The organism is Ralstonia nicotianae, from assembly GCF_018243235.1.
GTDB classification, from domain to species: domain Bacteria; phylum Pseudomonadota; class Gammaproteobacteria; order Burkholderiales; family Burkholderiaceae; genus Ralstonia; species Ralstonia nicotianae.
The window spans coordinates 74940-100259 of record NZ_CP046675.1 but is presented as its reverse complement, the minus strand read 5'-3'; the positions used below and the strand labels follow the sequence as shown (position 1 = coordinate 100259).

Here is a 25320-nt window from a genome sequence, read left to right as displayed (position 1 = left end):
GGCTTTGGGGTTGGGGGTTTGTGGTCCATCCCGGGTTTCGTCCCCTGCCGGGGCCGACCTACTTTCTTTGTCTTGCCAAAGAAAGTAGGCAAAGAAAGGCGCGCCCGAGATGGCGCCCCCCTCCTTGAATTTTTGTGACGGGGAGGGGAAGGGGGCAAACTCGCTTCGCTCAGACAGGCCCCCTTCCTTTTTCCTCCCCGTCACAAAAATTCAAGGCGCCATCTAGGGCAGGAACGGCCAAACCATCGCAGCACCAATTCAGCAGCAACAAGGTTTGCCGCAGCAAGGTCAGCGTACAGATTGTTTGCTTTGCCCTTGCCCTATGCGGCGCCTTGAATTTGTGTTGCAGGGAGGAAAAAGAGAGGGGGCTGTCTGAGCGAAGCGAGTTTGCCCCCTCTCCCTCCCTGCAACACAAATTCAAGGAGGGGGTCGCCGCATCGGGCGCGCCTTTCTTTGCTTACTTTCTTTGGCAAGACAAAGAAAGTGAGTCAGCCCCGGCAGGGGATGAAACAAAGGATGCACCACCAAGCCCCACCCCGGCAGGGGACGAAAAGGGCAAACCACGGGCTGAAGCCAAAACAGGAAACCCCTCCCATGAGGACCCCAAGCAAATGATCATCTGCATCGGCGCCGGCCCCGGCGACATCGGCTACCTGCCGCAACGCTCCGTCGACCTGATCCGCCACGCCGACGTGGTGGCCGGCTTCAACGCCGTGGTCGACGTGGTGCGCCCGCTCATTCCGGACACCGCCCAGGTCATCCAGATGGGCTACCGCGACCAGGTCGCCCAGCTCGATGAAGTGGCCCGCCTGCACCACGCCGGCCAGCGCTGCGTGGTGGTGTTCATGGGCGACATCCACTTCAGCGGCTTCCAGTACCTGGAGCGCGTCGAGCGCGCGTGCGGCCATCCGGTCGAGACCGTGCCGGGCATCTCGTCGGCGCAGATCCTGGCCTCGCGCGCCAAGGTCTGCTTCGACGAGACCAGCTTCATCACCTTCCACCGGCGCGGCGACCTGACGCCGTTCAAGCGCCACCTCGTGCACGTGCTGCAAGACCAGCGCAACGCCATCGTCATCCCCTGCCCGTGGGACGCCGCGCGCTCCTTCATGCCGTGGCACATCGCCGCCTACCTGCTGGAGAACGGCATCCCGCCCGGGCACCGCGTCGAGGTGTGGGAGCGCCTCACGCGCAGCGAGGCCGAATGGCACGGCAGCCTGGCCGAATGCGCCGACCAGCGCTTCTCCGACATGAGCATCATGCTGATCCGCACGCTGCACCCGATGGCCAGCCAGATCGAACCGCCGCCCGAGGCCGCATGACAACCACCGACGCATCCACCTCCACCCACGGCGCCGACTACGCCATCGTCCTGGCCGGCCACGGCAGCCGCGACCCCGACGGCGTGGCGGAATTCCTGGCCCTGGTGGCGCTGCTGCGCGAGCGCGCGGGCGGTCGCACCGTCGCGCACGGGTTCCTTGAATTCGCCACGCCCACCCTCGACGAAGCGGTCGATGCCGTGGTTGCCGACGGCGCCGGGACGGTGGTGATGGTGCCCGGCGTGCTGCTGGCAGCCACGCACGCCAAGAACGACATGCCGAGCGAACTGCTGGCGCTCAAGCAGGCCCATCCTCAGGTCGATTTCCGCTTCGGCGCGGCGATGGACCTGCATCCCAAGCTGCTCGCGCTGTGCCGCGAGCGCATCGTCGAGGCCGAGGGCCGCTCGGCGCAGACCGTGTCGCGCGCCGACACCTGCCTGGTGGTGGTCGGGCGCGGCACGTCGGACCCCGACGCCAACTCCGAGATCGCCAAGCTGACGCGCATGCTGGAAGAGGGCATGGGCTTCGGCACCGCCTTCGTCTGCTATGCCGGCACCGCGCGCCCGCTGGTGGCCGATGGCCTGAAGGCCGCCGCTCGGCTCGGGTACCGGCGCATCGTCGTGCTGCCGTATTTCCTGTTCGACGGCGTGCTGGTCAAGCGCATCTACGGTGCCGCCGACGATCTGGCCGCGCGCCATCCGGAGATCGAGGTGCTGCGCGCGCCGTACCTGGGCGTGCACCCGCACGTGGCGGACGTGTTCCTGGAGCGTGCCCGCGAGGGCATCGAGGGCCGCGCGGCGATGAACTGCGCGCTGTGCAAGTACCGCGTGCAGATCGTCGGCTTCGAAGAGCAGGTCGGCACGCCGCAGCAGAGCCATCACGGGCTGGTGCGCGGGCTGCTGGGCCGCGACGGCGCCACGCCCGCGCCCGCCGCCGACTGGCCACCCTACGTGCCGCACCCGATCGAGGCCGAGAGCATGCGCATCATCGACGCCGGGCGCGACTGGTCCGGCGTGCCAGCCGACCATCAGATCGTGCTCAAGCGGCTGGTGCACACCAGCGGCGATTTCGACATCGTCGATGACCTGTATTTCTCGCCCGGCGCGGTCGAGACCGGCATCCGCGCCCTGCTGCGCTGCCGCCGCATCGTCGCCGATGTCACCATGGTGCAGACGGGCCTCAAGCGCGCGGTGCTCGACCAGTTGGGCGTGCAGACCTGGTGCGGCGTGCACGACGAAGAAACGCGCCTGCTGGCCGAGGCGCACGGCATCACCCGCTCGGCCGCCGGCATCCGGCGCGCCTGGCAGCGGTTCGGCAACGACGTGGTGGTCGCCATCGGCGACGCGCCGACCGCCATCGTGGAGCTGGTGCGGCTGGTGCGCGAGCAGGGCTGGCGCCCGCAGCTGGTGGTGGGGCTGCCGGTGGGCTTCGTCGGCACGCGCGAGAGCAAGGAGGCGCTGCGCCGGCTGATGCAGGTGCCGCGCATCACCAACCGCGGCACGCGCGGGGGCTCGCCATGGGCGGCCTCGGCGGTGAACGCGCTGATGATTGCCGCCATCGATCAGGTCTACCGCCAAAACCAATCCCTGCCGCAGCAGGCCTAACGATGCAGCCATCGGCCCGCCGCCCCTTCGACCTCGCCACGCCCGCGCCCAACGGCCTGCGGCGCGGCCGCACGACCGGCACCTGCGCCACCGCCGCGGTCAAGGCGGCGCTGCTCAGACTGGTGCGCGGCGAGACGGTCGATGCGGTGGAGGTCAGCCTGCCGGACCCGGACTACTGCCTGGAGGTCCCCATCGCGCGCATCGAGCCACTGGCCAGCGGTGCGGTGCGCGCCGACGTGCTCAAGTACGCCGGGGACGATCCGGACAACACCGACGGCGCCACGATCTTCGCCGAGGTCTCGGTCAACCACGCGGGCGAGGTGCGCTTCATGGCGGCGCCGGGCGTGGGCACCGTCACCCAGCCGGGCCTGCGTGTGCCGCCCGGCGAGCCGGCCATCAACCCGGTGCCGCGCCAGATGATGCGCATGGCGGTGGACGAAGTGCTGGCCGGCGGCGCCAACCCCGGCTTCGACCTGGCGATCGGCTGCGTGGACGGCGAGCGCATCGCCCGCCGCACCTTCAACCCGATGCTGGGCATCGTGGGCGGCATCTCCATCCTCGGCACCAGCGGCATTGTCGAGCCGATGTCGCTGGCGGCGTGGATGGCGTCGATCGAGGTGTACGTGCGCGTGGCGCTGGGCGATGCGCCCGAGGCCATCGCCTTCACGCCGGGCAAGATCGGGCGCGCTTACGCCGCGCACCCGCTGGCGCTGTCCAAGAAGCAGGTCGTGCAGATCGCCAACTTCATCGGCGCATCGCTCGACTACGCGCAGACCGCGCTGGAAGAAGACCGGCACCGGCTGGGCACGCTGTGGGTGCTCGGCCACCCCGGCAAGCTCGCCAAGGTGCTCGACGGCGTGTGGGACACCCATTCGAGCAAGAGCGGCATGGCCATGGGCTCCGTGGCCGCCGTGGCCACCGAGCTCGGCGTGGCCGCCGCGCTCGTCGAACAGATCAAGACAGCCAATACCGTGGAAAACGTGATCCAGATTCTGCAACACCAGCCAGGCGCCCAGGCGTTCTGGACCGAAATCGAGCAGCGCATCGCCGCGCGGATGCAGCCCAGGGTGCCGCGCGCGGACCGCGTGGCGGTGCGCCTGTTCGCCATGGACGGCACGCCGCTGGGCACGGCCGGCCAGGAGGCCGGGGCATGACCGCGCTCGGCCGTTTCACCGGCATCGGCGTCGGCCCAGGCCCGGCCGGGCTGATTCCCGTGGCCGCGCTCGAGGCGCTCAACGCCGCCGACCTGATCTACCTGCCCCGCGCACGCGACAGCGAAGCTTCCGTGGCGCGCCAGTGCCTGGCCGGTCTGGCGGTGCCGGACACCAAGCTGCGCGAGATCGCGTTCCAGATGGACCCTGACCGCAGCGTGCTGTCGCAGCACTACGCCGAACTGGCCGGCACCGTCGCGGCCGAGCTGCGCGCCGGGCGCAACGTGGCCTACCTGACCCTCGGCGATTCGCTCACGTATTCCACCTACGGCTACCTGCTGGCCGCGCTGCGCGATGCGCTGCCGGCGCTGGAGCACGTCACCTTCCCCGGCATCACCAGCTTCGCGGCGGTGGCCTCGGCGCTGTCGTGGCCGCTGGGCGAGGGCAAGGAGCGCATCCTGATCCTGCCCTGCCCCGACGACATGGAAGCGCTGCGCGCCGACATCGCCAGCCACGACATCGTGGTGCTGATGAAGATCGGCGCGCGGCTGCCGGCCGTGCTGGGTCTGCTCAACGCGATGGGGATCGCGCAGCATTGCGCCTTCGCCCGCCGCATCGGCCTGCCGGGCGAGGTGCTGTGCGACGACGTGCGCGCGCTGTCGGCGGACGCGAGCGGCTACCTCGCCACCATGCTGATCCGCCGCACCGCCAGGGAGAAGCGTCACGCATGAAGGTGTATTTCATCGGTGCCGGGCCCGGCGCCGCCGACCTCATCACGCTGCGCGGCGCGCGCATCCTGGGCAGCGTGCCGATGGTGCTGTACGCGGGCTCGCTGGTGCCGCCCGAGATGCTGCAGCACTGCCGCCCCGACGCCGAACTGCACGACACCGCCACCCTGTCGCTCGACGAGCAGGAAGCCTGCTACCGCCGCGCGCAGGCCGAGGGCAAGGACGTGGCGCGCCTGCACTCGGGCGACCCGGCCATCTACGGCGCCACCGCCGAGCAGATGCGCCGGCTGGAGGCGCTCAGCATCGACTACGAGATCGTGCCCGGCGTATCGTCGTTCACCGCCGCCGCCGCCGTGCTGGGTGCCGAGCTGACGCGGCCAGCGGTGTCGCAATCGATCGTCCTGACGCGGGTGTCGGGGCGGGCCTCTGCGGTGCCCGAGCTCGAATCCGTCGCGCGCTTCGCCGAGCACCAGGCCACGATGTGCATCTTCCTGTCCGGCCAGCGCCTGAAGCAGACCGTGGCCGACCTGCTGCTGCACTACCCGGCCGACACGCCGGTGGCGCTGGTGCGCCGCGCCACCTGGCCCGACCAGGCCATCCACCGCAGCACGCTGGGCGCGCTGCTGTCGGAAGTCAGCCAGAAAGACTGGCTGCTGACCACCTTGTTGCTGGTCGGGCGCGCGCTGTCGCGCGAGGGCGGCGTGGAGTCCAGCCTGTACGCGGCCGGCTTCACGCACATCTTCCGCGACGGCACCGACCGCAAAGCCCCGCGCCGCCGCCCGCGCAAAGCGCCCACCGGCAAGGAGACCGCATGAAGCCCACCGCGATCTGGCTGGTGCGCGCCGATGCGCAGCCGCTGGCCCGGCGGCTGGCCCGGGCGCTCGATGCCGAGGTGTACGAGCCGTGGGAGATCCCGCACGCCTCGCCGCGCGAGCTGTTCCGCCACGCCTTCGCGCACCATCGCCGCTGGATCATGGTGGCGGCCGCCGGCATCGCCGTGCGCTACCTCGACGGTCTGCCCCGCAACAAGCTGACCGACCCGGCCGTGGTCGTGCTGGACGAGGCCGCGCGCTTCGCCATCCCGCTGCTGGGCGGGCACGAGGGCGGCGCCAACGCGCTCGCCTACGAAGTGGCGCAGCTCACCGGCGGCATCCCGGCCGTCACCACCGCCACCGAGGCCCGCAAGCCGCTGACGCTCGGCATCGGCTGCCGGCGCGGCAAATCGATGGAGGCCATCGGGCGCGCCGTGATGGCCGCGCTGAGCCAGCGCGCGCTGGCCGAGGTGCGCGAAATCGCCACCATCGACCTGAAGGCCGACGAACCGGGCCTGCTGGCCTTCTGCGCGCGCCACGGGCTGCCGCTGCGCGTGATCGCCCAGGCGGACATCGCCGCGCGCGGCTGGACGGACGCTCCGTCGGCCTGGGTGCGCAAGAGCGTCGGCGTCGACGGCGTGTGCGAGCCGTGCGCGCTGATCGCCAGCCCGCGCGGGCAACTGATCGTTCCCAAGACGGCGCTCGACGGCGTGACCGTCGCTGTCGTCGAAGACAACCCTGCATGGAAGGACACCACCCAATGAGTGGCAAGCTGTATCTGGTCTCGGTCGGGCCCGGCACCCGCGAACTGATCCCGCCGATGGTCAAGACGGCCCTGGACGCGGCCGACGTGATCGTCGCCTACGACCTCTACCTGACCTGGATCGCGCCGTGGATCACGGCCAAGGACATCCGCACGCTGCCGCTCACGCAGGAGCGCGGCCGCGCCGAGCTGGCGATCGCCGAGGCGCGCGCCGGACGCACGGTGGCCCTGATCTCCAGCGGCGACATCGGCATCTACGCCATGGCCGCGCTGGCGTTCGAAGCGATGGCCGAGCACGACACCTTCGACGTGCAGGTCATTCCCGGCATCACCTCGGCCAACGCCTGCGCCTCGCTGCTGGGCTCGCCGCTGTCGCACGACTTCGCCACGCTGAGCCTGTCCGACCTGCTGTGCCCATGGTCGTGGATCGAAACGCGCGCGCGCCACATCGCCCAGGCCGACCTGGCCGTGGTGCTCTACAACGTGCAGAGCCGCCAGCGGCAGGAAGGCGTCTACCGCATCCTCGACATCCTGCTCGAGCACAAGCGCGCCGAAACGCTCTGCGGCATCGTCCACAACGCCTACCGCGAAGGCCAGGCCGCCGAGATCGTCACGCTGGCCGAGCTGCGCACGCGCCGCTTCGACATGCTGACCTCGCTGGTGATCGGCAACCGCTTCACGCGCCGCAAGCGCGGCTGGATCTACACCCCGCGCGGCTACGGCAACTGGGACGACACGCCGGACACCGTCACCGCGGCCGGCCTGCCCGCGCATGCGGTCTGGGTGTTCTCCGGCACCAGCGACGGCAACGCACTGGCGCGCGACATCGCTGCCACGGGCCGGGCCGTCGTGGTGTCGAGCGCCAGCGACTACGGCGCCGCGCTGGCCGGGCAGAACTGCCCCGGCGTGGCCGTGGTGGCCGGCCGGCTCGGCATCGAGCGCCGCCGCGAGCTGCTGCGCGAAAGCGCCGCGCACGCCATCGTCGACGCCACCCACCCGTATGCGGCCGAGATGTCGCAGCAGCTGATCCGGCTCGCGCAGGAGCTGGCGCTGCCCTACCTGCGCTACGAACGTCCGGGCGATGCCCAAGCCGCCCCGGCGCAGCGGGCCGCGTCGATGGAAGACGCCGCGCGCCTGGCAATGCAGCACGGCCGGCGCATCTTCCTGGCCACCGGCTCGAAAGACCTCGCCACCTTCGTCAGCGCGGACGCCGCCGGCCGGCACGCCTGGTTCGTGCGCGTCGCGCCGGACCCGGCCCACCTGCAGCGCGCCATCGACGCGGGCATTCCGCGCGCACGGCTGGTGGCGATGCAGGGCCCGTTCTCGCAGGCCGCCAACGAAGCGCTGTGGCGCGACTGGGGCATCGACTGCGTGGTGACGAAGGACTCGGGCGAAGCCGGCGGCTACCACGCCAAGGCCGCGGCCGCCGCCGCGCTCGGCATCCCCCTGATCGTGGTCGACCGCCCGGCCATCGACTACCCGGCGGTGGCGCATGACTTTGCCGGCGTGCTGATGCAGCTCGCCAATCTCGCCGACCGGAACAACGTCGAGGCTTGAACCCATGACCCAACGCATTCCCGTCACCGTCTTCACCGGCTTCCTGGGCGCCGGCAAGACCACGCTGCTGTCCGGCCTGATCCGCGACAACAAGCAGCGCCGCCTGGCCATCCTCGTCAACGAATTCGGCGAAGTGTCGATCGACGGCGCGCTGCTGCGCGGCGACGGCGAGCGCGGCGGCGCGGAGGTCCACGACCTGTCCAACGGACTGATCGCCTACGACGACGATGCCGATTTCCTGCCGACCATGCAGGCACTGTGGCAGCGGCGCGGCACGATCGACCACGTGCTGATCGAGACCTCCGGCCTCGCGCTGCCGACAGCGGTGATGGAAAGCCTGCAGAGCGAAGCGCTGGCGCCGTACTTCGTGCTGGACGCCACGCTGGCCGTGGTGGACACGCCCCTGCTGCTGTCGGGCGGCTTCGACCGCGCGGCCGACGACGACGCCACGCAAACCCCCATCGCCAGCCTGTTCGAGCAGCAGCTCGCCAACGCGGACATCGTCGTGCTCAACAAGATCGACGCGCTCGTCGAAGACGCCCAGCTCGACGCCGAGGCGCGCGTGCGGGCGCTGGCGCCGTCGGTGCGCTTCATCGAACTGGCGTTCGACGCCCGGCTCGACACGCGGCTCACGCTCGGCCTGCGTCTGCACGAGCCGGCCGGCACCGCGCACCGGCACTACGGGCCGGTGGCCACCCTGCCCGGGCTCAACCTGCGGCCGCTGGCCAACCAGCGCCTGCTCGACGGCCACAGCCACGGCGGCCAGGGCGCGCACAGCCACGGGCTGGCGACGCACAAGCATTTCCACGAGCGCGATCCGGGCTGGCAGTCGTTCATGGTCCGCAGCCACGACGCGCAGGACGCCGACACCCTGCGCCACGCCGTCGCCGCCATCACCCGCAGCGAACCGATCCTGCGCGCCAAGGGCTTTGCCCGCGCCGGCGCCGGACGGGTGCTGATCCAGGCGGTCCGCAACCGGGTGGAAGCCCGGCTGGAACTGGATGCCGCGCCGCCCAGGCAGGCCCAGCTGGTGTTCATCGGCTACCACCCGAGCCGCCCGCGCGTGGCCGAGCAGCTGCGCGAACTCACCGGCACCGACTGGCGCTGACCGCCCGCCAAGACCTCACAAGGACACCACCATGAAAACCGACCCCGCCGCGCACCAGCGCATGACCGAACGTCGCAAGGCCGGCTTCGAGAAGAAGAAGGCCGCCGCCACCGGCGAGAAAGGCCTGCTGATCGTCCACACCGGCACCGGCAAGGGCAAGAGCAGCGCGGCCTTCGGCATGGGGCTGCGCGTGGTCGGGCATGGCATGCGCCTGGGCGTGGTCCAGTTCATCAAGGGCGCGCTGCATACCGCCGAGCGCGACCTGCTGGGCCGCTTCGACAACTGCGACTTCCTCACCATGGGCGAGGGCTACACCTGGAACACCCAGGACCGCGACGCCGACATCGCCACCGCGCGCCAGGGCTGGGCCGAAGCGCGCCGCATGATCGAAAGCGGCGACTACGCGATGGTGATCCTCGACGAGCTCAACATCGTGCTCAAGTACGACTACCTGCCGCTCGACGAGGTGCTGGCGGTACTCGCCGCGCGCCCGGCCGCGCTGCACGTGGTCATCACCGGCCGCCACGCGCCCGAGGCGCTGGTCGAAGCCGCCGACCTGGTGACCGAAATGCGCCTGGTCAAGCACCCCTACCGCGAACAGGGCATCAAGGCGCAGCGCGGCGTGGAGTACTGACAATGGCCACATCACCCGATACCGCGCGGCAGTGCCCGGCGCTGTTCCTGTCGGCCCCGGCCTCGCACCAGGGCAAGACCACGCTGACCGCCGGCCTGGCGCGCCACCACCGCAACCAGGGCCGCACGGTGCGCGTGTTCAAGACGGGGCCGGACTATCTCGACCCCTATATCCTGGAGCGCGCCAGCGGCCAGCCCGTGCACTCGCTCGACCTGTGGATGACCGGCGAGGCCGACTGCCGCCAGCGCTTGTACGCCGCGGCGGCCGAGGCCGACCTGATCCTGATCGAAGGCGCCATGGGCCTGTTCGACGGCACCCCGTCCAGCGCCGACCTGGCCGAGGCCTTCGGCGTGCCGGTGCTGGCGCTGATCGATGCCTCGGCCATGGCGCAGACCTTTGCCGCCATCGCGCACGGGCTGGCGAGCTTCCGCCCGGCGCTGCCGTTCCATGGCGTGCTCGCCAACCGGGTCGCCAGCCCGCGCCACGCCGAACTGCTCACCGCCGCCCTGCCCGCCGGGCTGCGCTGCCTCGGCACCGTCGCGCGCGACGACGCCATGACGCTGCCCGAGCGCCACCTGGGGCTGGTGATGGCCCAGGAGATCGACGACCTCGAACCGCGGCTCGAACACGCCGCCGCCCGGATCGCCACCACCGGCCTGGCGGAGCTGCCGCCACCAGTCGCCTTCGCGCCGGCCCGCGCCGCGCCGATGCCGCCCCTGCTGGCCGGCACGCGCATCGCCATCGCCCGCGACGCGGCGTTCTCGTTTCTCTACCCGGCCAACCTCGAACTGCTGGCCGGCCTGGGCGCGGAACTGCGCTTTTTCTCGCCGCTGGCCGACGCGGCGCTGCCGCCGGCGGATGCGGTCTACCTGCCGGGCGGCTACCCCGAGCTGCACCTCGACACGCTGTCCGCCAACCGGGCCCTGCACGCCGCGCTGCACGCGCACGCCGGGGCCGGCAAGCCGCTGTACGCGGAATGCGGCGGCATGCTGTACCTGGCCGACACCCTGACCGACGCCGCCGGCCGCCGCGGCACCATGGCCGGCCTGCTGCCCGGCGCCGCCACGCTGCACACCCGGCTGGCCGGCCTCGGCCTGCAAGCGGTCGACCTGGGCGACGGCGAACTGCGCGGCCACACCTTCCACTATTCGAGCCTGGCAACGCCGCTCGCGCCGGCCACGCACGCACGCCGCGCCCATGGTGCCGGCAATGCCGCGCCCGGCGAGGCCGTCTACCGCCACGGCAGCATCGTCGCCAGCTACCTGCACGCCTACTTCCCGTCCAACCCCACCGCCGCTGCCCGCCTGTTCCGGCCATGACCACCACGCACCGCTACACCGAGGCCGATGTCGCTGCCGTCTACCGCGTCATCCGCGAGCGGCGCGACATGCGCCACTTCCGCCCCGACCCGATCGAGCCCGCGCTGCTGGCGCGCCTGCTGCGGGCAGCCCACCTGGCGCCCAGCGTCGGCTACATGCAGCCGTGGCGCTTCATCCGCATCACCGATGCGGCGCTGCGCGCGCGCATCCACGCGCTGGTCGAGGAGGAGCGCCTCAGCACCGCCCGGGCGCTCGGCCAGCGGGAAGACGAATTCCTGCGGCTGAAGGTCGAAGGCATTCTCGACTGCGGCGAAGTGCTGGTCGCCGCGCTGATGGACAAGCGCGAGCCGCACATCTTCGGCCGGCGCACGCTGCCCGAGATGGACCTCGCCTCGGTCGCCTGCGCGATCCAGAACCTGTGGCTCGCCGCCCGCGCGGAAGGTATCGGCGTGGGCTGGGTCTCGATGTTCGATCCGCAGCAGCTGGGCCAGTTGCTGCACCTGCCCGCCGGCGCCCGCCCGGTGGCCGTGCTGTGCCTGGGCCATGTCGATGCGTTCTACGACCGGCCGATGCTGGAGCAGGAGCACTGGGCCAGCCGCCAGCCGCTGGAATCGATGCTGTTCGAGAACCGCTGGCAGGTTGACTGATCCGCCCGTCCGGCGCGGGTTGCGCCACGGGCGACGCACCGGGCACAAACCCCGCGCGCCTGCGCCGCTGCATGCGCCCGCTCAGGCAGGCAGCCTAGCGCTTTCCCCGGGGCCCGGCGGCCCGCAACGCTGCTACCATGGCGGCCATCACCCGATGTGCCCCCGACATGTCCCGCGTCAAGAACGAAGACGAATTCGAACTCCGCCGAGAAAGCGTGCTCGACACCGCCGCCGAAGCCTTCGCCGCGGACAGCTACGCGAGCGTGTCGATGAACCAGATCGCCGCGGCATGCGGCGGCTCGAAGTCCCGCCTGTATCACTACTACGAAGGCAAGGAAGCCATCCTGTTCGACCTGCTGGACCGCTACACCCTGCGCCTGGCCGATCTGGTCGAACGCGCCGAGCGCGACGCGCTCCACGCCAGGCTGTCGGCGCGCGCCACGCTGCACCTGCTGATCCGCACCTTCCTGGCCGAGTACGCCACCTCGCGCACGCGGCACGTGGCGCTGCTCAATGACGTGAAATACCTGTCGCCCGAACAGCGCGACATCATCCTGGCGCGCGAGCGCGAAGTCGTCGCTGCCGTCGGCCGCCAGCTCGCCGCGGCCTACCCCGGCAAGGTCGACGACGCCAACCGCACGCCGGTCACGATGATGGTGTTCGGGATGATGAACTGGACGTTCACATGGCTCAAACCCGATGGGCCGCTGTCGTACGAAGGCTATGCCGAGATGGTGATTGAGATGCTGGAGAATGGGTTGGGTGGGGGTAAAACGCAATCCTAGGCCATGACAAACCGCTCCCTTCGATTTGAAGACGCGAATCTCCAGCACATGTTGATTTCACGCCTCCAGGCACTGAAACCTGGCCCAGCGCATGTGGTGGAGAGCGATGGCACGGTCTCCTGTGATGACGAAGACTATCCGCAGGTGGCCGATGTAGCCCACTCCATTCGGGACGCTTGTTTTCGTTGGTATTTTCGGTGGTCAGAAGATTGCAATTGGTCTTCCGCCTTCTGGAAGGAACTGAAGACGTCCGGCACGCCTTTCCAGGTTGAACACCACGACCGACGTGTTGTCTTCCTCCTCCCCAAGGGAAGCGAGGAACTGCACGCGGCAATGTCCGACCGCGCCTATGAAAGGGCTTATCCCCCTCAATAAAGCGCAAGCCACACTTGGCAAGGTCATATGATCCGGCTGGCTGACACTGTTCTCGTACTGCACGCACTGGTCGTCCTGTTCATCGTCGGCGGGTTGATCGCCATCCTGGCAGGCGCCGCGCTCAGGCAGGGCTGGGTGCGCAACCGCACTTTCCGGCTGACGCATCTCGCGGCGATCGGCGTCGTTGCGATGCTGGCGCTGTTTGACCTGCCCTGCCCGCTCACCGTGCTGGAGGATCGGCTGCGCACCGGGGCCGCGGGCCCGCAAGGCTTCGTGCAGCGCTGGGTGAGCGCCTGGCTGTATTACGACTTGCCGGCCTGGGTGTTTGCCACGGCCTACGTGGCGTTCCTGCTGGTCGTGGTGGTGACTTGGTGGCGCATTCCGCCGCGCGCATGAGAAGGATCCGGCATGTTGCGGAAAGCGCGCCCCGGCCCCGAGCGGCCTGACATCCCAGCTTAGGCCCGGCGACCGCTTCCAAGGTGCCGCGGTCACTCAACCGCCCCCGCCGCCGGGCCGGATTGCCACCGCGCAGCCCGGCTCATAGCGCGCCGGCAAGACTTGCCAGCGGGACCACGCGCGGCTAGGTTGATGTTAGCGGCTTGAGTGCGTTGCCGGCATCAAGCGCACGACCCCCCCCTCCCCCGTAGATGTGGCTCCGCGAGCCGTTCCGGTCGGCAATCCGGAACAGATCGAACCCCAGTCTTGCTGTGTAAGCGACGAACATGCTGACCGCTTCTGGTCGTAATGATGGCTCCGAGGGCAGCGATCAAACCCTGTTGTATTTCGGCTGGCTGACCTTGTTCATCTATCTGGCAACGCCGGCCGGTTACCTGCTTGATATCCAGACGTCGTACCTGCTCAAGAACCAGCTGCATGCGACGGCGACGCAGATCTCGATCTTCCGGCTGGTGACGGGCATCCCGGTGTACATTGCGTTCGCGTTCGGCCTCGCGCGCGATCACTGGAACCCGCTGGGGCTGCGGGATCGCGGCTTCTTCCTGATTTTCGCTCCGACGACCGCGGTGGCCCTCATCTGGATGGCGTTCTCAGGGTTCTCATACCTGGGACTGCTCGTCGGAATGCTGCTGGCAATGCTGTCGTCGCGATTCGTCGCCGCGGCCTATCAGGGGTTGATCGCCCTGGTGGGCCAGGAGAAGCTCATGTCCGGGCGCCTGAGCGCGCTATGGAACGTGGTCAGCGCCGTCCCCGTCGTTGCGGGCGCGTTCGCTTCCGGGTACATCTCCGGCCACCTTGCCCCGCAAGGGGCCTTCTTCCTGGTGGCGGCGGTCACGGTGCTGATTGCCCTGCTGGGGCTCTGGAAGCCCATTTCCGTCTTCGGCCAGCTCTACGAGAAACCACAGGCCAGGGGCACGGATTTCATTGGAAATGTCAGGCGGCTGGTGACGCATCGGGCCATTTATCCAGCGGTTCTCATCTGCTTTCTGTGGAACTTTGCGCCGGGATCCGCCACGCCTCTGCAGTTCTATCTGACCAATGCGCTGCATGCATCGGATTCCGTTTACTCGTACTACAACGGGATCTTTGCCGCCGCGTTCATCCCGACATTTCTGCTGTATGGCTTGCTGTGCAAGAAAGTATCGCTGGATAAGCTGCTATGGTGGGGAACGCTCGTCGCAGTGCCGCAGATGATTCCGCTCGCCTTCATTCACTCAGCCAATCTCGCGCTGGTACTGGCGGCACCGATCGGGCTGATGGGTGGTGTCGCCACGGCGGCGTACTTCGATCTCGCGATGCGGTCCTGTCCGCCCGGCTTGCAAGGCACCCTGATGATGCTGGTGGATGGCGTTCTCGCGCTCTCGGCGCGTGCCGGCGATCTGCTCGGCTCATGGATCTACAACAGCAGCCCAACGCACGGATTCACGTATTGCGTGATCGCGACGACCGTGGTCTACGCACTGATCCTGCTCTTGATTCCGCTGACGCCGAAGACATTGATCGCCACTAGAGATGGCGAACCCAACCCGGAGGCCGAGGTGCGGAACGAGCCCCGAGAAGCCGAGCCTACGTAGACTCCCATGACTTGGGCGGAAGCAGCCCGGCAGACGGATATCAAATACTCGAACCCGATGCACGGTGCGGGCGGATGCCGAACAATCTGCGCCGCACCCTGCGGCAAACACACTCAAGCCTTGGCGACAACGCTGATGTGCAGCACTTCCGCCCCTGCCGCGATCGCCAGCAGGCGGTCGACGTTCGGGTGCGCCCCCGGGCGGTTGCGCGCATCGGCCGTGTGCTCGGCGAACACCGCGAGACCATGCTCGGCCGCCTTGGCGTCGAGCGTGCCGAATGCCTGCTGCAGGTAGCGGTACACCGCCAGCGAGCCCTGCTTGCCCGGCTTGTTCTCGATGTCCGCCACCACGGCGCCCTTGCCGTCGATCAGGTCGATACGCTCGATCCCGTCGATCGCCGGCAGCTGGGCGAGGTTGTCCTTGAATACGTTGCTCGGTTGAATCACAAAAACACTCCGTTGGTTGGTAGGGCCGCTTGGGCGGGCCGTATCTTATCTGATCGATGAAACGCCTGATCCCGACTGCCGCACTGTTTGTTGCAACAGCAACCCCGGCTCAAACCGCCCCACCGACCCCAAGCGCCGTGCTCTCACACATCGCTTCCGCCGGCGCAAGGCAGACCCTATTGGCGTCCTACGACACGCCCCAATGGAACGCCATTCTCAAAGGCATCGCCTCGGGCGACGACGATTGGCTGCGCGTGTACGAAGCGCTGCGGCGCGTGGCGGATGCGGCTGCCGGCGAGGATCTTGGCGACGCCATCCACGACGCGCTCCCGCAGCGGCCCTTTGAAGTCTTATCCCTGTTGGGTGCGGAAAGCGGCGCCACGCCGCAGCAGCTTTGCACCTTTACCTTCGAGTCCAGGCGCCCCGCGGAGGGCGTCGGCGCCTATCTCGGCCGACTCGGCCAAGCGCTCGATCGGGCGTCGAGCACGACGCAGCGCGAGGTGGCCAGCGCCTGCCGCCTGGGGATCGAGGCGACCCGGAAGGCGTTTCCTGAACGCTGACGCCCCCGGGGCGGCGGCACCCTAGCGCTCGTCGTAACTGACCACCACGCGCTCCGTCAACGGCCGCGCCTGGCAAGTCAGCACAAACCCCTGCCGGATCTCCCAGTCCTCCAGCGTGAAGTTCTTCTCCATCTCCACCCGCCCCTCCAGCACCTTGGCGCGGCACGTGCAGCAGACCCCGCCCTTGCAGGCGTAAGGCAGGTCGAGCCCGGCGGCCAAGGCGCTGTCGAGCACCTTGCCGTCGCCCACCATCGGCACATGGTGCGACTTGCCGTCGAGCACCACCGTCAGCGCCACGTCGCCCGCGACGGCGGCCGGCTTGCGCGGCCTGGCCGATGCATCGCCCACCGGCACGCCGAAGCGCTCCGCATGCACGCGCTCGCGCGGCACGCCGCGCGCCAGCAGCGCCGCCTCCACCGCGTCGATCATGGTGGACGGGCCGCAGATGAACGCCGCGTCGATGTCGTCGGGCGGGATCAGCGTGTCGAGAAAGGCGCGCGCCTTGTCGCCGTCGAGCCGACCGTTGAACAGCGCGATCTCCTGTGGCTGGCGCGACAGCACGTGGTACAGCGCGAAGCGGTCGAGGTAGCGGTCCTTCAGGTCTTCGAGCGCCTCGGCAAAGATGATGCTGTCCACCGTGCGGTTGCCGTAGACCAGCGTGAAGCGGCTGTGCGGCTCGGCGGCGAGCGTGGTCTTGATCAGCGACAGGACGGGCGTGATGCCGCTGCCGGCGGCGAAAGCGACATAGTGGCGCGCGCTCTCGGCGGCCAGCGGCACGTAGAAGCGGCCGTCGGGCGGCAGCACGTCGAGCGTCTGGCCGACGCGGATGCGGTCGTGCAGGTGGTTGGAAAACACGCCGGCATCCACGCGCTTGACGGCCACGCGCAGCTCGCCGTGCGCGTCGTAGTCCTGGACCGCGCAGCAGATGGAATACGAGCGCCGCAGCTCGCCCTGCCCGGCCGCGCCCGCCGGCACGCGCAGCGTGAGGAACTGGCCCTGCGTAAAGCGGTACGCCTCGCGCAGGTCGTCCGGCACGTCGAAGCGCAGGGAGATGGTATCGGCCGTCTCGCCACGGACTTCGGCAACGCGCAGCGGGTGGAATTGAGGCGTCATGGCGGTCGTGGCGGTCGTGGCGGTCAGTACGGCTTGAAGTAGTCGAACGGTTCGCGGCACGCGCGGCAGCGGTAAAGCGCCTTGCACGCGGTCGAGCCGAAGGCGGAGACCAGCACCGTATCGAGCGACCCGCACTGTGGGCAGGCTACCCGGTCCGCCTCCGCGGGCCGCACCAGCCGGATCGGGCGCACGCCCCCCGCCCCGACCACGTGGGCCGGCGGCGCAATGCCGAAGTGATGCAGCTTGCGCCGGCCCTCCATGCTGATCCAGTCCGTCGTCCAGGCCGGCGACAGCACGGTCTGCACGCGGAATGCGCCCACGTCGGCGCCCCGCAGCGCGCGGGTCACGTCATCGGCGATCTGGTCCATGGCCGGGCAGCCGGAATACGTGGGCGTGATGGTCACCGCCAGCGTGCCGGCCGCGTCGATGCGCACGTCGCGCAGGATACCCAGCTCGGCGATGGAGACCACGGGGATCTCCGGGTCCGTCACCGTATCGAGCGCGGCCCGTGCGCGCGCCAGCCTGGCGGCGTCCGCCTGCGCATCGGCCCGGACGGAAAGCGCGTGCCCCGCTACCATGTCGCCCCCGGGAACTGGCGGGCCAGGCCCTGCATTTCCGCCAGCAGGTAGCCCATGTGTTCGGAATGGATGCCGTGCTTGCCGGTGCTGACATAGGGGCCGGCATCCGGCCACGTCAGCGTGGCCTCGTCGAGCGTGTCGCGCACGGTGGCTTCCCAGGCGCCGCGCACCTGGGCCGGACGCACGCCGATGCCGGCCTCGACCACGGCCTCCTCGACCGCGTCGGCTGCGAAGAACTCGTTGGTGTAAGGCATCAGCCAGTCGAGCGCGGCCTGCGCGCGGGCGTGCGATTGCGCGGTGCCGTCGCCGAAGCGCACCAGCCAGTCGCGCGTGTGGGCGAGGTGGTAGCGCATCTCCTTGACCGACTTGGCGGCGATGGCCGCCAGCTCCGCATCGGCGGATGCGGCCAGCGCTTCCCACAGCGGCACCATCAGCGCGGCATAGAGGAAGTGGCGCACGATGGTGACGGCATAGTCGCGGCTGCCGGCGGCCGTGCCGCACAGCGGACCGGCGTGCGGCAATTCCAGCAGCGTGTAATTGCGGAAGGCGGGCTCGTCGCGCCAGTAAGCGTAGTCGTCCTCGCTGCGCGGCATGCCGGTCAACTTGCCTTCGAGCCGGCCGGCGTGCGTGTAGAGCAGCCGGGCCTGGCCGATCAGGTCCAGGCTCAGGTTGGACAGCGCGATGTCCTCTTCCAGCACGGGGCCGTGGCCGGTCCATTCGGCGTTGCGCTGGCCGAGGATGAGCGCGCTGTCGGCCAGCCGCAGCACGTAGCGCAGGTGGGCGTCGTTGGTGGACTGCATCGCCGTCGCTCACATGTGGTTGATTTCGTCCGGCAGCCGATAGAACGTCGGGTGCCGGTAGATCTTGTCGGCCATCGGGTCGAACAGCATCGGCTTGTCGTCGGGTTCGCTGGCGGTGATGGCGGCCGACGGCACGACCCAGATCGAGATGCCCTCCTGTCGGCGCGTGTAGACGTCGCGCGCCATCTGCAGCGCCTGCCTGGCATCGGCCGCGTGCAGGCTGCCGCAGTGCTTGTGCTCCAGGCCCTGCCTGCTGCGGATGAACACCTCCCACAGCGGCCATTCGTGTCGATCCATCGCGGGCTCCTTCAGGCGGCTTGTTCGGTCGGCGCGGCCGGTGTGGCGCTGTGCGCCGCGCGCTTGCGGGCATGGGCGAGCGCGGCTTCGCGCACCCATTCCCCCTCGTCGTGCGCACGCTTGCGCGTGGCCAGGCGTTCGCGGTTGCACGGTCCGTGGCCGTCCAGCACGCGCTTGAACTCGGTCCAATCCAGCGGCGAGCCATCATAGTGGCCGCGCTCGGCGTTCCACCGCAGGCCGGGGTCGGGCAACGTCACGCCCAGCACGCGCGCCTGCTCGACGGTGGCGTCGATGAAGCGCTGGCGCAGGTCGTCGTTGGAAATGCGCTTGATGCCCCACGCCATGGTCTGCGCGCTGTTGGGCGAGGCGCTGTCGGGCGGGCCGAACATCATCAGCACCGGGAACCACCATCGGTTGACGGCGTCCTGCACCATGTCGCGCTGGGCCTGGGTGCCGCGCATCATGGTCAGCAGCGACTCGAAGCCCTGGCGCTGGTGGAACGACTCTTCCTTGCAGATGCGGATCATGGCGCGCGCATATGGTCCGTACGAGCACCGGCACAGCGGCACCTGGTTCATGATGGCCGCGCCGTCGACCAGCCAGCCGATCACGCCCACGTCCGCCCACGACAGCGTCGGGTAGTTGAAGATGGACGAATACTTGGCGCGCCCCGCGTGCAGCGCATCGATCATCTCGTCGCGCGCGCTGCCGAGCGTCTCCGCCGCGGCATAGAGGTAGAGGCCATGGCCGGCCTCGTCCTGCACCTTGGCCAGCAGGATCGCCTTGCGCTTGAGCGACGGCGCCCGGCTGATCCAGTTGCCCTCGGGCAGCATGCCCACCACCTCGGAATGCGCGTGCTGCGAAATCTGCCGCAGCAGCGTCTTGCGGTACGGCGCGGGCATCCAGTCCTGAGGCTCGATCTTGTGGTCGGCCGCGATGCGGGCATCGAAGCGCGCCTGCAGCGCGGACTCGTCCTGGCTGACGGCCGGCTCCTGCTCGGTGGGCACGCCGCCGGGAAGGTCCAGGCTCTGGGTGTACATGGTCACCTCCAACCGCATTCGATCGATGTGCGCGCGGCGCCCTGCGGCCCCGCGCTGGGGATGGATCGATTATAAATCGTCCGACCGGTCGGTCAATGAAAAAGCTCGGCCGGACAGGCGCCGAAAACCCTGTCCACGATCACGCACCCGCACATGGGCACACCCTGATCCCCGCTTTGGTGGTCCGCGCGCCGCTGCGAGCACCAGCCCGACCTCCACGGAATCCCGCTCAATCCCGCCATGCCGTCATCTGCACTCGCTTTGTCGAGCGGTTTGATTGGCCACGCCCACTATCCGGACCTCGAACGCGCTTCAGCCCGCGCATTCAAGATTCGCCACGCTCGCGCAACATCCCCCACAAGATCCCGCAGGCGGTGACGATTTCAAAAAACCGGCACCTGAATATGCCCCGCAATCTCAACAAAACTCTCCCGAGCAAACATTGGAAAAACCCTTTCCTATATTGAAGTTCCATTCAATTCGGGAGAAATACCAGTGTTGAGATCAAACATATTAAGGGCAGCACTATTGATTTCATTATTCGGAGGCATTTCAGCCGACCTGATGGCCCAGGCCAATGCATCACCATCGAAACCGAACGGCTCGCCGCTCCCCAATATCGACGGCATACCATCGGGCCTGCCGCCCAAAGCAAAGGCTGAAGGCAACACCGCCAAGCTCGATGGGGCGTTGATCCGCCTGCGGCAGAACACCGGCACACTGCACGCGAGGTCCGCTTCCGGCATCGAGAGCCCGGCGGCAACCCGCCCCGGCAGTTGCGTCAACGTCGACATCGCCGTGCAAGCGGACGCCCGGCAAACGGCCGCCCAACTGGAGCGCCTGGGCCTGCAGGACACCGCGGTGTACGGGAACTACATCAGCGGTTGCCTGCCCGTCGCGAACATCGACGAGGCCGCGGCCATTGCGCAAATCCGGCGGATCAGCAAGGTGGCGAGGTCCACGCATTCCGGCGTGGTCCAGGGACAGGGCGATTACGCCCAACTGAGCCGCTCGCTGCGGCAAGCGGTCAAGAACCTCGGTCAAGAACTGACCGGGAAAGGCATCACCGTCGGCGTGCTTTCCGATTCGTTCAACTGCAATAGCGAGCGCAATCAGGATGCACGCTACGTTGCGAAGAACGGCCACCAGGACGCAATGGAAGACGACATCGCCCGGGGCGAGCTGCCCGGCAACGGCCGCATCCGGATCCTGAAGGAACTGCGCGACTGCAGCGACGGTGGGGACGAAGGCCGCGGCATGGCGGAGATCATCCACGACGTGGCCCCCGGTGCGGACATTGCGTTCTACACCGCGTTCGGCGGGCAGGCCGACTTCGCGCAGGGCATCGAAGCGCTGGCGTTGCCGAAGAACCAGTCCACCGCCCGGGGCGTGCCCGGCGGTGGCGCGCAAATCATCGTCGATGACGTCGAGTATTTCGAGGAGCCCGCGTTCCAGTCCGGCATCATCGGCGTGGCGATCGACAATGTGGTCAGGAATCGCGGGGTCGCGTACTTCTCTGCCGCCGGCAACGGCAACGCGGATGCGTCCCCCGTCTCTTACGTCAACAATACCGCGCGCTTCGCCGACCAGCCGACCGATCCGAACGGCACGGGCACGCCCGGACGTCCGCTGAACTTCGACCAGTCCGGGGCAAGTCAGGTGTACGCGCTTCCGGTGCGGGCGCTGCGTCAGATTGAGGACACGCCGTTCTGGAGGTTCCGGGTCCAGCTCTACTGGGATCGGCCATTCGACAACAGCGCCAGCTCGCTCCAGGTCTGCCTGGCCGACAAGAACGGCAAGCCGTTCAAGGTCGTGGTCGACGGCGAGCCCTACCCCAGTTGCACCGACGCATCGGTGATCGGCCAGCAGGCCATTGCGTGGGGGACGCTGCTGGGCACCGCGGCGGAAGCCACGTTGCAGGTCCGGTTGCTGGATGGCGCTGCGCCACGGCGGCTTCGTCTGCATACCAGTCGGACCGTCATCGGCCAGTTTGGTACGGCGGACGCTGCCATCTACGGGCATCGCTTGTCGCCCAACTCGCTCACAACCGGCGCCGCCAACTACCTGGCGACGCCGATGTGCGATCCGACGCTCAAGACCGCGCAGCTGGAGAGCTTCTCCTCGCACGGCGGTGGCCTGGTGCTGTTCGACAATGACGGCCGCGCGCTGGCTCGCCCGGTGCTCGACGGCAAGCCGGATATCGTCGGCCCGGATGGTGCAAGCTCCGTGTTTTTCGGCCGCCAGGCCAAGGACGGGGATCGGGGCTTCGGCGTCTACAACCTGAACTGCCGCTACTATCCCGCGTACCCCTATCAGTTCCTCGGCACCTCGGCCGCGGCGCCGCACCTGGCCGCCGTGGCGGCATTGATGCGCCAGGCGGTGCCACGGGCCACGCCGGCGCAGCTCTATGACGCCTTGCGCAAAACGGCCACGGACATGGGCCCGCCCGGCCGCGACAACGCCACCGGCCCCGGCTTCGTCCAGCCCGAACGCGCACTGCGTGAACTGATCCGGCAGGCATTCGGGCAGTCTGGCGCCTTCCCATCGGGACAATGAGCGTGGCCACCCGGCCTCCGGGAGACTGATCTCCCGGCTTGACCGGCCCGGGGTGCCGGCCTCGGGCCAGCCCGCGGGTCGGACATCGCCGGGGTGGGCATGCCGCGCCGACCCGCATTGCGCGCGCCGGTCACGTTGCTGGACGGGCGCGCGACCACGGCCCCAACCACTGGCATCAACGTGTCACTCAGCACGCATTCTTTCTTCCGGACTGACGGACCGATTGACCTGAAAGGATTTTTCTGGATGACTGACAAATCGAGCCGGTGTTGAAAAAATGATTTTAAATAGCGATCTGCACCTAATTTCAAAATCACTTCAATCACGCAAAAGGTGGGGAAATTTACAAGAAAGCCTGGCCGCCATCCCATTCCACAGTCACCGTATTTCCTGAAAATCACCCGCTTCCTGATTCCCAGCCATTCAATTTTCTGGAAAATCAATATCCACTGAATACAATCATCAATCCCTTTATCACGAGCGCAAGATGATGCGTGCTCCTGGGACAGGTGCATACCCCAGGCGTTAATGGCATGGGGGCCCGCATCCCGCGCTCATTTCACACAGGAACCATATGAAACTCTACGCATTCCACCGTGCCGGCCGAATCGCCCTGATTGCGGGCAGCCTCTTGGCGATCGGGCAATCGGCGTCGAGTTATGCCGCTGCGTCAGCGCCGGTTGTTCCGGAGGGCTACGTCTATCGGGATCAACTCGTGGCCAACGCCAGCGCGCACTGCATCAGCATCGACTTCAAGCTGCTGTCCGGGAAAACCGAGACGCGGCACTTCGTGGACGATTCCTACGTCGTACTGGAAGCCAAGAACCTCGGCGTGCACTACAAGACGGCCAATGTCACGTTTTACAAAAGCGACACCCAATGCTCCGGGGAAGTGCTCAAGACCAAGCCTGACGTGGATGTCAGCGGTCGATTCATCGTGTTTTCCACGAGCGACGCATCGTAGGCATCCACAAGCGCCGGGCGCCTTTGCGACAAGCGCACAGGCACCAGCAACCTGATCCGGAACCGCGAACCGATCAGGCCGTGAGCGATGCCGCCGCCTTCCGAGGCGACCGGCATCGCATAGCGACATACCACGTGTACTGACTGCGTGAACCGGCTCGACGCGCCTGAGCCCGATTGAAAACGCCGCGCCGCAGTACGCGGCGCGGCGCGGCGCCTGGAGGGTGATCCGGAGGTGATCAACGCCCCGCGCAATCGAGTGCGGGCTGGCTGAGACGGTCGGAGGCTGCCAGAGGTGAAGGCATCCCGGCAGGTGTAGCAAGGCATGGTGCCTGCGACGCCCATGCCTCCCGCCTCAATTCACCGCGCTCACATCGGCTTGGGCGCAATCACCATCCACATCACGCCGAACCGGTCGACCAGCATGCCGAACCGTTTGGCGAAGAAGGTCTCCGCCAGCGGCATCGACACCTGGCCGCCGTCGCCGAGCGCCTTGAAGGTGCGCTCGGCATCGGCCTCGTCCGCCACGTCGACGGACAACGAGAAGCCCTTGAACTCGGCCTTGCCCGAAGCCATGCCGTCGGATGCCATCACCAGGGTATCGCCGATGCGGAAGGCGGCGTGCATGACCTTGTCGCCCGGCGGCACCACGCCGCCGCACTGCTCGGCCTTCGGCTCGGCACCCGGGGGCGCGTCCTTGTAGCGCATCAGCATGTCGACCTTCGCGCCGAGCGTCTTCTTGTAGAACTCCAGCGCCTCTTCGCAGCGGCCTTCGAAGAACAGATAGGGTTGGACTAGCATCACAGCTCCTTGGTCGAGAACAGCGATGGCCGCGTGGCTGCGGCTCTTGTGGGGAAAGTGAAGCGTTCGGCAGCGCCGGCGCTCAGGCGCCGGCATGCTCGGGAACCGGCATCGGCACCGAAGCGTGTTCGTGCACCACCAGCCAGCGGCCGCCGATCTTGCGCCAGCACACGGTGGCGCGCGTTTGCGCATCGTGCTTCGTGCCATCGCGATACCGCGCGCGCAGCCGGTTCACGCTGAAGCAATAGGCCAGATCGCCGCTGACCGCCAGGTGCAGATCGACGAACTGGAAATCGGCCGGGCCCTCCAGGGCATCGAACCAGTCCTGCCAGTTGCAGCGGTACGGCTCGGCGCCCTTGACGAACAGCGGCGGCATCACATCGAACACCACCACGTCCGGCGCGTAGTGGCGCACACCGCGTTCACATCCTTGGCGCGGACGGCGTCGGCCCATTCCTGGATCAGCGCACGAATTCGGGCTTCGTCGTCTGCCACGGTCGTCACATCCGCCATGTCCGCCTCCTGAAAAAAAGCTTGGCAAAGCACATTGCCAGGGACTACGGTGTCATTGTGAACACTGTCCACAAACCATAGCAGACAGAATCGACCGTGTCCACGTGGAGATGACATGACCCAGCAGCACGCCCGTCCGCCCGCGCGGACCACCTACCGGCACGGCGACCTGCGCCGCGCGCTACTCGATGCCGGCATTGCCCTGGCGCGGGCCGGCGGCCCCGATGCGATCGTGCTGCGCGAAGCCACGCGGCGCGCCGGCGTGGTACCGAATGCCGCCTACCGGCACTTTGCCGGGCGCCACGACCTGCTGCAGGCGGTGCGCGCCTCGGCCCTCGCGGCACTGGCCCGCGCGATGGAGGCCGAACTGGCGCGGATCGACCCCGCCCAGCCCGAAGCCGAGCAGGCGCGCGCGGCGCTGCGCGCGGTCGGCGTGGGCTATCTGCGCTTTGCGCAACAGGAGACCGGCCTGTTCCGCACCGCATTTGCCGTGCCCGACGAAGTCGAGCACGACGCGGATCCGGACAAGGCCGGCGACAGTGGACTCAATCCGTTCCAGTTGCTGGGCGCCGCGCTCGATCGCATGACGGCGGCCGGCGTCCTGCCCGCCGAGCATCGCCCGGGGGCTGAATACCTGGCCTGGTCCGCCGTGCACGGCCTGGCGCTGCTGATCATCGACGGACCGCTGCGCGGCCGGCCGCCGGAGCAGACCGGCGCCATCGCCCTGCGCGTGGTGGAAATGGTGGAGAACGGCCTATAGCCGGATCGCCGGCGCGCTACGCCGGCGGCATCGCCCAAGTCGTGCCGAAACGGCGGCACCGTAG

26 protein-coding genes and 1 pseudogene are annotated in these 25320 nt (G+C 68.4%); 19 read left to right on the top strand and 8 right to left on the bottom strand.

Annotated features, from left to right (window positions below; genetic code table 11):
• The first annotated feature begins 611 nt into the window (after window positions 1-611).
• The 15 genes from GO999_RS17160 (at window position 612) to GO999_RS17090 (ending at window position 14829) form a co-directional block, all read left to right on the top strand.
• On the top strand, window positions 612-1319 hold the full coding sequence (locus GO999_RS17160) for a cobalt-precorrin-7 (C(5))-methyltransferase (protein WP_011003922.1): 708 nt from the start codon (window positions 612-614) through the stop codon (window positions 1317-1319).
• Window positions 1316-2920, top strand: a complete 1605-nt coding sequence (locus GO999_RS17155) for a precorrin-8X methylmutase (RefSeq protein WP_064478384.1) — start codon at window positions 1316-1318, stop codon at window positions 2918-2920. Before GO999_RS17160 ends, GO999_RS17155 begins: the two co-directional genes overlap by 4 nt.
• A 2-nt stretch (window positions 2921-2922) precedes the next feature.
• Complete coding sequence (gene cbiD, locus GO999_RS17150) at window positions 2923-4074, top strand: cobalt-precorrin-5B (C(1))-methyltransferase CbiD (RefSeq protein ID WP_020830272.1); 1152 nt, start codon at window positions 2923-2925, stop codon at window positions 4072-4074.
• Window positions 4071-4802 carry a precorrin-2 C(20)-methyltransferase gene (gene cobI / locus GO999_RS17145; protein ID WP_011003919.1) on the top strand — a complete coding sequence of 244 codons (732 nt, stop codon included), beginning with the start codon at window positions 4071-4073 and terminating at the stop codon, window positions 4800-4802. Before cbiD ends, cobI begins: the two co-directional genes overlap by 4 nt.
• The gene (gene cobM / locus GO999_RS17140; protein WP_211907012.1) at window positions 4799-5614 is read left to right on the top strand and encodes a precorrin-4 C(11)-methyltransferase; all 816 of its coding nucleotides are present in this window, start codon (window positions 4799-4801) and stop codon (window positions 5612-5614) included. The genes cobI and cobM overlap by 4 nt, the downstream gene beginning before the upstream one ends.
• Window positions 5611-6375 (top strand): cobalamin biosynthesis protein, encoded by a 765-nt coding sequence (locus GO999_RS17135; protein WP_058908659.1) that lies wholly within the window; start codon window positions 5611-5613, stop codon window positions 6373-6375. The genes cobM and GO999_RS17135 overlap by 4 nt, the downstream gene beginning before the upstream one ends.
• Entirely contained in the window at window positions 6372-7931 is a 1560-nt protein-coding gene (gene cobJ, locus GO999_RS17130; RefSeq protein WP_211907011.1) for a precorrin-3B C(17)-methyltransferase, read from the top strand. The genes GO999_RS17135 and cobJ overlap by 4 nt, the downstream gene beginning before the upstream one ends.
• Window positions 7932-7935: 4 nt before the next feature.
• Window positions 7936-9039, top strand: a complete 1104-nt coding sequence (locus tag GO999_RS17125; RefSeq protein WP_211907010.1) for a CobW family GTP-binding protein — start codon at window positions 7936-7938, stop codon at window positions 9037-9039.
• A 31-nt stretch (window positions 9040-9070) separates the two neighbouring features.
• Window positions 9071-9673, top strand: coding sequence for a cob(I)yrinic acid a,c-diamide adenosyltransferase (gene cobO, locus GO999_RS17120; RefSeq protein ID WP_011003914.1), 603 nt, complete (start codon window positions 9071-9073; stop codon window positions 9671-9673).
• Complete coding sequence (locus GO999_RS17115) at window positions 9670-10992, top strand: cobyrinic acid a,c-diamide synthase CobB (protein WP_211907177.1); 1323 nt, start codon at window positions 9670-9672, stop codon at window positions 10990-10992. Before cobO ends, GO999_RS17115 begins: the two co-directional genes overlap by 4 nt.
• A complete protein-coding gene (gene bluB / locus GO999_RS17110; RefSeq protein WP_011003912.1) occupies window positions 10989-11639 on the top strand; it encodes a 5,6-dimethylbenzimidazole synthase in 651 nt (216 codons plus the stop codon). Before GO999_RS17115 ends, bluB begins: the two co-directional genes overlap by 4 nt.
• Before the next feature lie 167 nt (window positions 11640-11806).
• Window positions 11807-12424: a TetR/AcrR family transcriptional regulator gene (locus GO999_RS17105; RefSeq protein WP_211907009.1), complete on the top strand. Its 618-nt coding sequence runs from the start codon at window positions 11807-11809 to the stop codon at window positions 12422-12424.
• A gap of 3 nt (window positions 12425-12427) precedes the next feature.
• On the top strand, window positions 12428-12799 hold the full coding sequence (locus GO999_RS17100) for a hypothetical protein (protein ID WP_139233305.1): 372 nt from the start codon (window positions 12428-12430) through the stop codon (window positions 12797-12799).
• A gap of 27 nt (window positions 12800-12826) precedes the next feature.
• On the top strand, window positions 12827-13195 hold the full coding sequence (locus tag GO999_RS17095) for a DUF2784 domain-containing protein (RefSeq protein WP_016727728.1): 369 nt from the start codon (window positions 12827-12829) through the stop codon (window positions 13193-13195).
• Window positions 13196-13521: 326 nt separating this feature from the next.
• Window positions 13522-14829, top strand: a complete 1308-nt coding sequence (locus GO999_RS17090; protein ID WP_211907008.1) for an MFS transporter — start codon at window positions 13522-13524, stop codon at window positions 14827-14829.
• A gap of 113 nt (window positions 14830-14942) precedes the next feature.
• On the opposite strand, the gene GO999_RS17085 is transcribed toward GO999_RS17090, so the two are convergent.
• Window positions 14943-15275: a DUF2322 family protein gene (locus tag GO999_RS17085; protein ID WP_211907007.1), complete on the bottom strand. Its 333-nt coding sequence runs from the start codon at window positions 15273-15275 to the stop codon at window positions 14943-14945.
• Between the two features lie 56 nt (window positions 15276-15331).
• On the opposite strand from GO999_RS17085, the gene GO999_RS17080 reads away from it, so the two are divergent.
• Window positions 15332-15835, top strand: coding sequence for a hypothetical protein (locus GO999_RS17080; protein WP_231675851.1), 504 nt, complete (start codon window positions 15332-15334; stop codon window positions 15833-15835).
• Between the two features lie 21 nt (window positions 15836-15856).
• On the opposite strand, the gene paaE is transcribed toward GO999_RS17080, so the two are convergent.
• Genes paaE through paaA form a run of 5 tightly spaced genes read right to left on the bottom strand, consistent with a single transcriptional unit; the run spans window position 15857 to window position 19663 of the window.
• Window positions 15857-16948 (bottom strand): 1,2-phenylacetyl-CoA epoxidase subunit PaaE, encoded by a 1092-nt coding sequence (paaE, locus tag GO999_RS17075; protein ID WP_211907006.1) that lies wholly within the window; start codon window positions 16946-16948, stop codon window positions 15857-15859.
• Between the two features lie 23 nt (window positions 16949-16971).
• Window positions 16972-17526 carry a 1,2-phenylacetyl-CoA epoxidase subunit PaaD gene (gene paaD, locus GO999_RS17070; RefSeq protein WP_016727725.1) on the bottom strand — a complete coding sequence of 185 codons (555 nt, stop codon included), beginning with the start codon at window positions 17524-17526 and terminating at the stop codon, window positions 16972-16974.
• A complete protein-coding gene (paaC, locus tag GO999_RS17065) occupies window positions 17520-18326 on the bottom strand; it encodes a 1,2-phenylacetyl-CoA epoxidase subunit PaaC (protein ID WP_211907005.1) in 807 nt (268 codons plus the stop codon). Before paaC ends, paaD begins: the two co-directional genes overlap by 7 nt.
• Window positions 18327-18335: 9 nt before the next feature.
• Window positions 18336-18623: a 1,2-phenylacetyl-CoA epoxidase subunit PaaB gene (paaB, locus tag GO999_RS17060; RefSeq protein WP_011003903.1), complete on the bottom strand. Its 288-nt coding sequence runs from the start codon at window positions 18621-18623 to the stop codon at window positions 18336-18338.
• Between the two features lie 11 nt (window positions 18624-18634).
• On the bottom strand, window positions 18635-19663 hold the full coding sequence (gene paaA, locus GO999_RS17055; protein ID WP_011003902.1) for a 1,2-phenylacetyl-CoA epoxidase subunit PaaA: 1029 nt from the start codon (window positions 19661-19663) through the stop codon (window positions 18635-18637).
• A gap of 564 nt (window positions 19664-20227) precedes the next feature.
• Here paaA and GO999_RS17050 point away from each other — a divergent pair.
• Window positions 20228-22219 (top strand): S8 family peptidase, encoded by a 1992-nt coding sequence (locus GO999_RS17050; RefSeq protein WP_211907176.1) that lies wholly within the window; start codon window positions 20228-20230, stop codon window positions 22217-22219.
• A 574-nt stretch (window positions 22220-22793) separates the two neighbouring features.
• Window positions 22794-23183: a hypothetical protein gene (locus GO999_RS17045; protein WP_071507937.1), complete on the top strand. Its 390-nt coding sequence runs from the start codon at window positions 22794-22796 to the stop codon at window positions 23181-23183.
• Between the two features lie 368 nt (window positions 23184-23551).
• Here the strand turns inward: GO999_RS17045 and GO999_RS17040 are convergent, their stop codons facing one another.
• The gene (locus tag GO999_RS17040) at window positions 23552-23983 is read right to left on the bottom strand and encodes a VOC family protein (RefSeq protein WP_011003899.1); all 432 of its coding nucleotides are present in this window, start codon (window positions 23981-23983) and stop codon (window positions 23552-23554) included.
• An 82-nt stretch (window positions 23984-24065) separates the two neighbouring features.
• Window positions 24066-24496 (bottom strand): annotated as a pseudogene (locus GO999_RS17035) (nuclear transport factor 2 family protein).
• 115 nt (window positions 24497-24611) lie between these two features.
• Between GO999_RS17035 and GO999_RS17030 the strand changes: the two are divergent.
• A complete protein-coding gene (locus GO999_RS17030; RefSeq protein ID WP_111374791.1) occupies window positions 24612-25256 on the top strand; it encodes a TetR/AcrR family transcriptional regulator in 645 nt (214 codons plus the stop codon).
• The last annotated feature ends 64 nt before the right edge of the window (window positions 25257-25320 follow it).

Bases quoted from the DNA above. Each gene is read 5' to 3' on its own strand.
- GO999_RS17160 (WP_011003922.1), top strand. From the start codon at position 612: ATGATCATCTGCATCGGCGCCGGCCCCGGCGACATCGGCTACCTGCCG.
- GO999_RS17155 (WP_064478384.1), top strand. From the start codon at position 1,316: ATGACAACCACCGACGCATCCACCTCCACCCACGGCGCCGACTACGCC.
- cbiD (WP_020830272.1), top strand. From the start codon at position 2,923: ATGCAGCCATCGGCCCGCCGCCCCTTCGACCTCGCCACGCCCGCGCCC.
- cobI (WP_011003919.1), top strand. From the start codon at position 4,071: ATGACCGCGCTCGGCCGTTTCACCGGCATCGGCGTCGGCCCAGGCCCG.
- cobM (WP_211907012.1), top strand. From the start codon at position 4,799: ATGAAGGTGTATTTCATCGGTGCCGGGCCCGGCGCCGCCGACCTCATC.
- GO999_RS17135 (WP_058908659.1), top strand. From the start codon at position 5,611: ATGAAGCCCACCGCGATCTGGCTGGTGCGCGCCGATGCGCAGCCGCTG.
- cobJ (WP_211907011.1), top strand. From the start codon at position 6,372: ATGAGTGGCAAGCTGTATCTGGTCTCGGTCGGGCCCGGCACCCGCGAA.
- GO999_RS17125 (WP_211907010.1), top strand. From the start codon at position 7,936: ATGACCCAACGCATTCCCGTCACCGTCTTCACCGGCTTCCTGGGCGCC.
- cobO (WP_011003914.1), top strand. From the start codon at position 9,071: ATGAAAACCGACCCCGCCGCGCACCAGCGCATGACCGAACGTCGCAAG.
- bluB (WP_011003912.1), top strand. From the start codon at position 10,989: ATGACCACCACGCACCGCTACACCGAGGCCGATGTCGCTGCCGTCTAC.
- GO999_RS17105 (WP_211907009.1), top strand. From the start codon at position 11,807: ATGTCCCGCGTCAAGAACGAAGACGAATTCGAACTCCGCCGAGAAAGC.
- GO999_RS17100 (WP_139233305.1), top strand. From the start codon at position 12,428: ATGACAAACCGCTCCCTTCGATTTGAAGACGCGAATCTCCAGCACATG.
- GO999_RS17095 (WP_016727728.1), top strand. From the start codon at position 12,827: ATGATCCGGCTGGCTGACACTGTTCTCGTACTGCACGCACTGGTCGTC.
- GO999_RS17090 (WP_211907008.1), top strand. From the start codon at position 13,522: ATGCTGACCGCTTCTGGTCGTAATGATGGCTCCGAGGGCAGCGATCAA.
- GO999_RS17080 (WP_231675851.1), top strand. From the start codon at position 15,332: ATGAAACGCCTGATCCCGACTGCCGCACTGTTTGTTGCAACAGCAACC.
- paaE (WP_211907006.1), bottom strand. From the start codon at position 16,948: ATGACGCCTCAATTCCACCCGCTGCGCGTTGCCGAAGTCCGTGGCGAG.
- paaD (WP_016727725.1), bottom strand. From the start codon at position 17,526: ATGGTAGCGGGGCACGCGCTTTCCGTCCGGGCCGATGCGCAGGCGGAC.
- paaC (WP_211907005.1), bottom strand. From the start codon at position 18,326: ATGCAGTCCACCAACGACGCCCACCTGCGCTACGTGCTGCGGCTGGCC.
- paaB (WP_011003903.1), bottom strand. From the start codon at position 18,623: ATGGATCGACACGAATGGCCGCTGTGGGAGGTGTTCATCCGCAGCAGG.
- paaA (WP_011003902.1), bottom strand. From the start codon at position 19,663: ATGTACACCCAGAGCCTGGACCTTCCCGGCGGCGTGCCCACCGAGCAG.
- GO999_RS17050 (WP_211907176.1), top strand. From the start codon at position 20,228: ATGGCCCAGGCCAATGCATCACCATCGAAACCGAACGGCTCGCCGCTC.
- GO999_RS17045 (WP_071507937.1), top strand. From the start codon at position 22,794: ATGAAACTCTACGCATTCCACCGTGCCGGCCGAATCGCCCTGATTGCG.
- GO999_RS17040 (WP_011003899.1), bottom strand. From the start codon at position 23,983: ATGCTAGTCCAACCCTATCTGTTCTTCGAAGGCCGCTGCGAAGAGGCG.
- GO999_RS17030 (WP_111374791.1), top strand. From the start codon at position 24,612: ATGACCCAGCAGCACGCCCGTCCGCCCGCGCGGACCACCTACCGGCAC.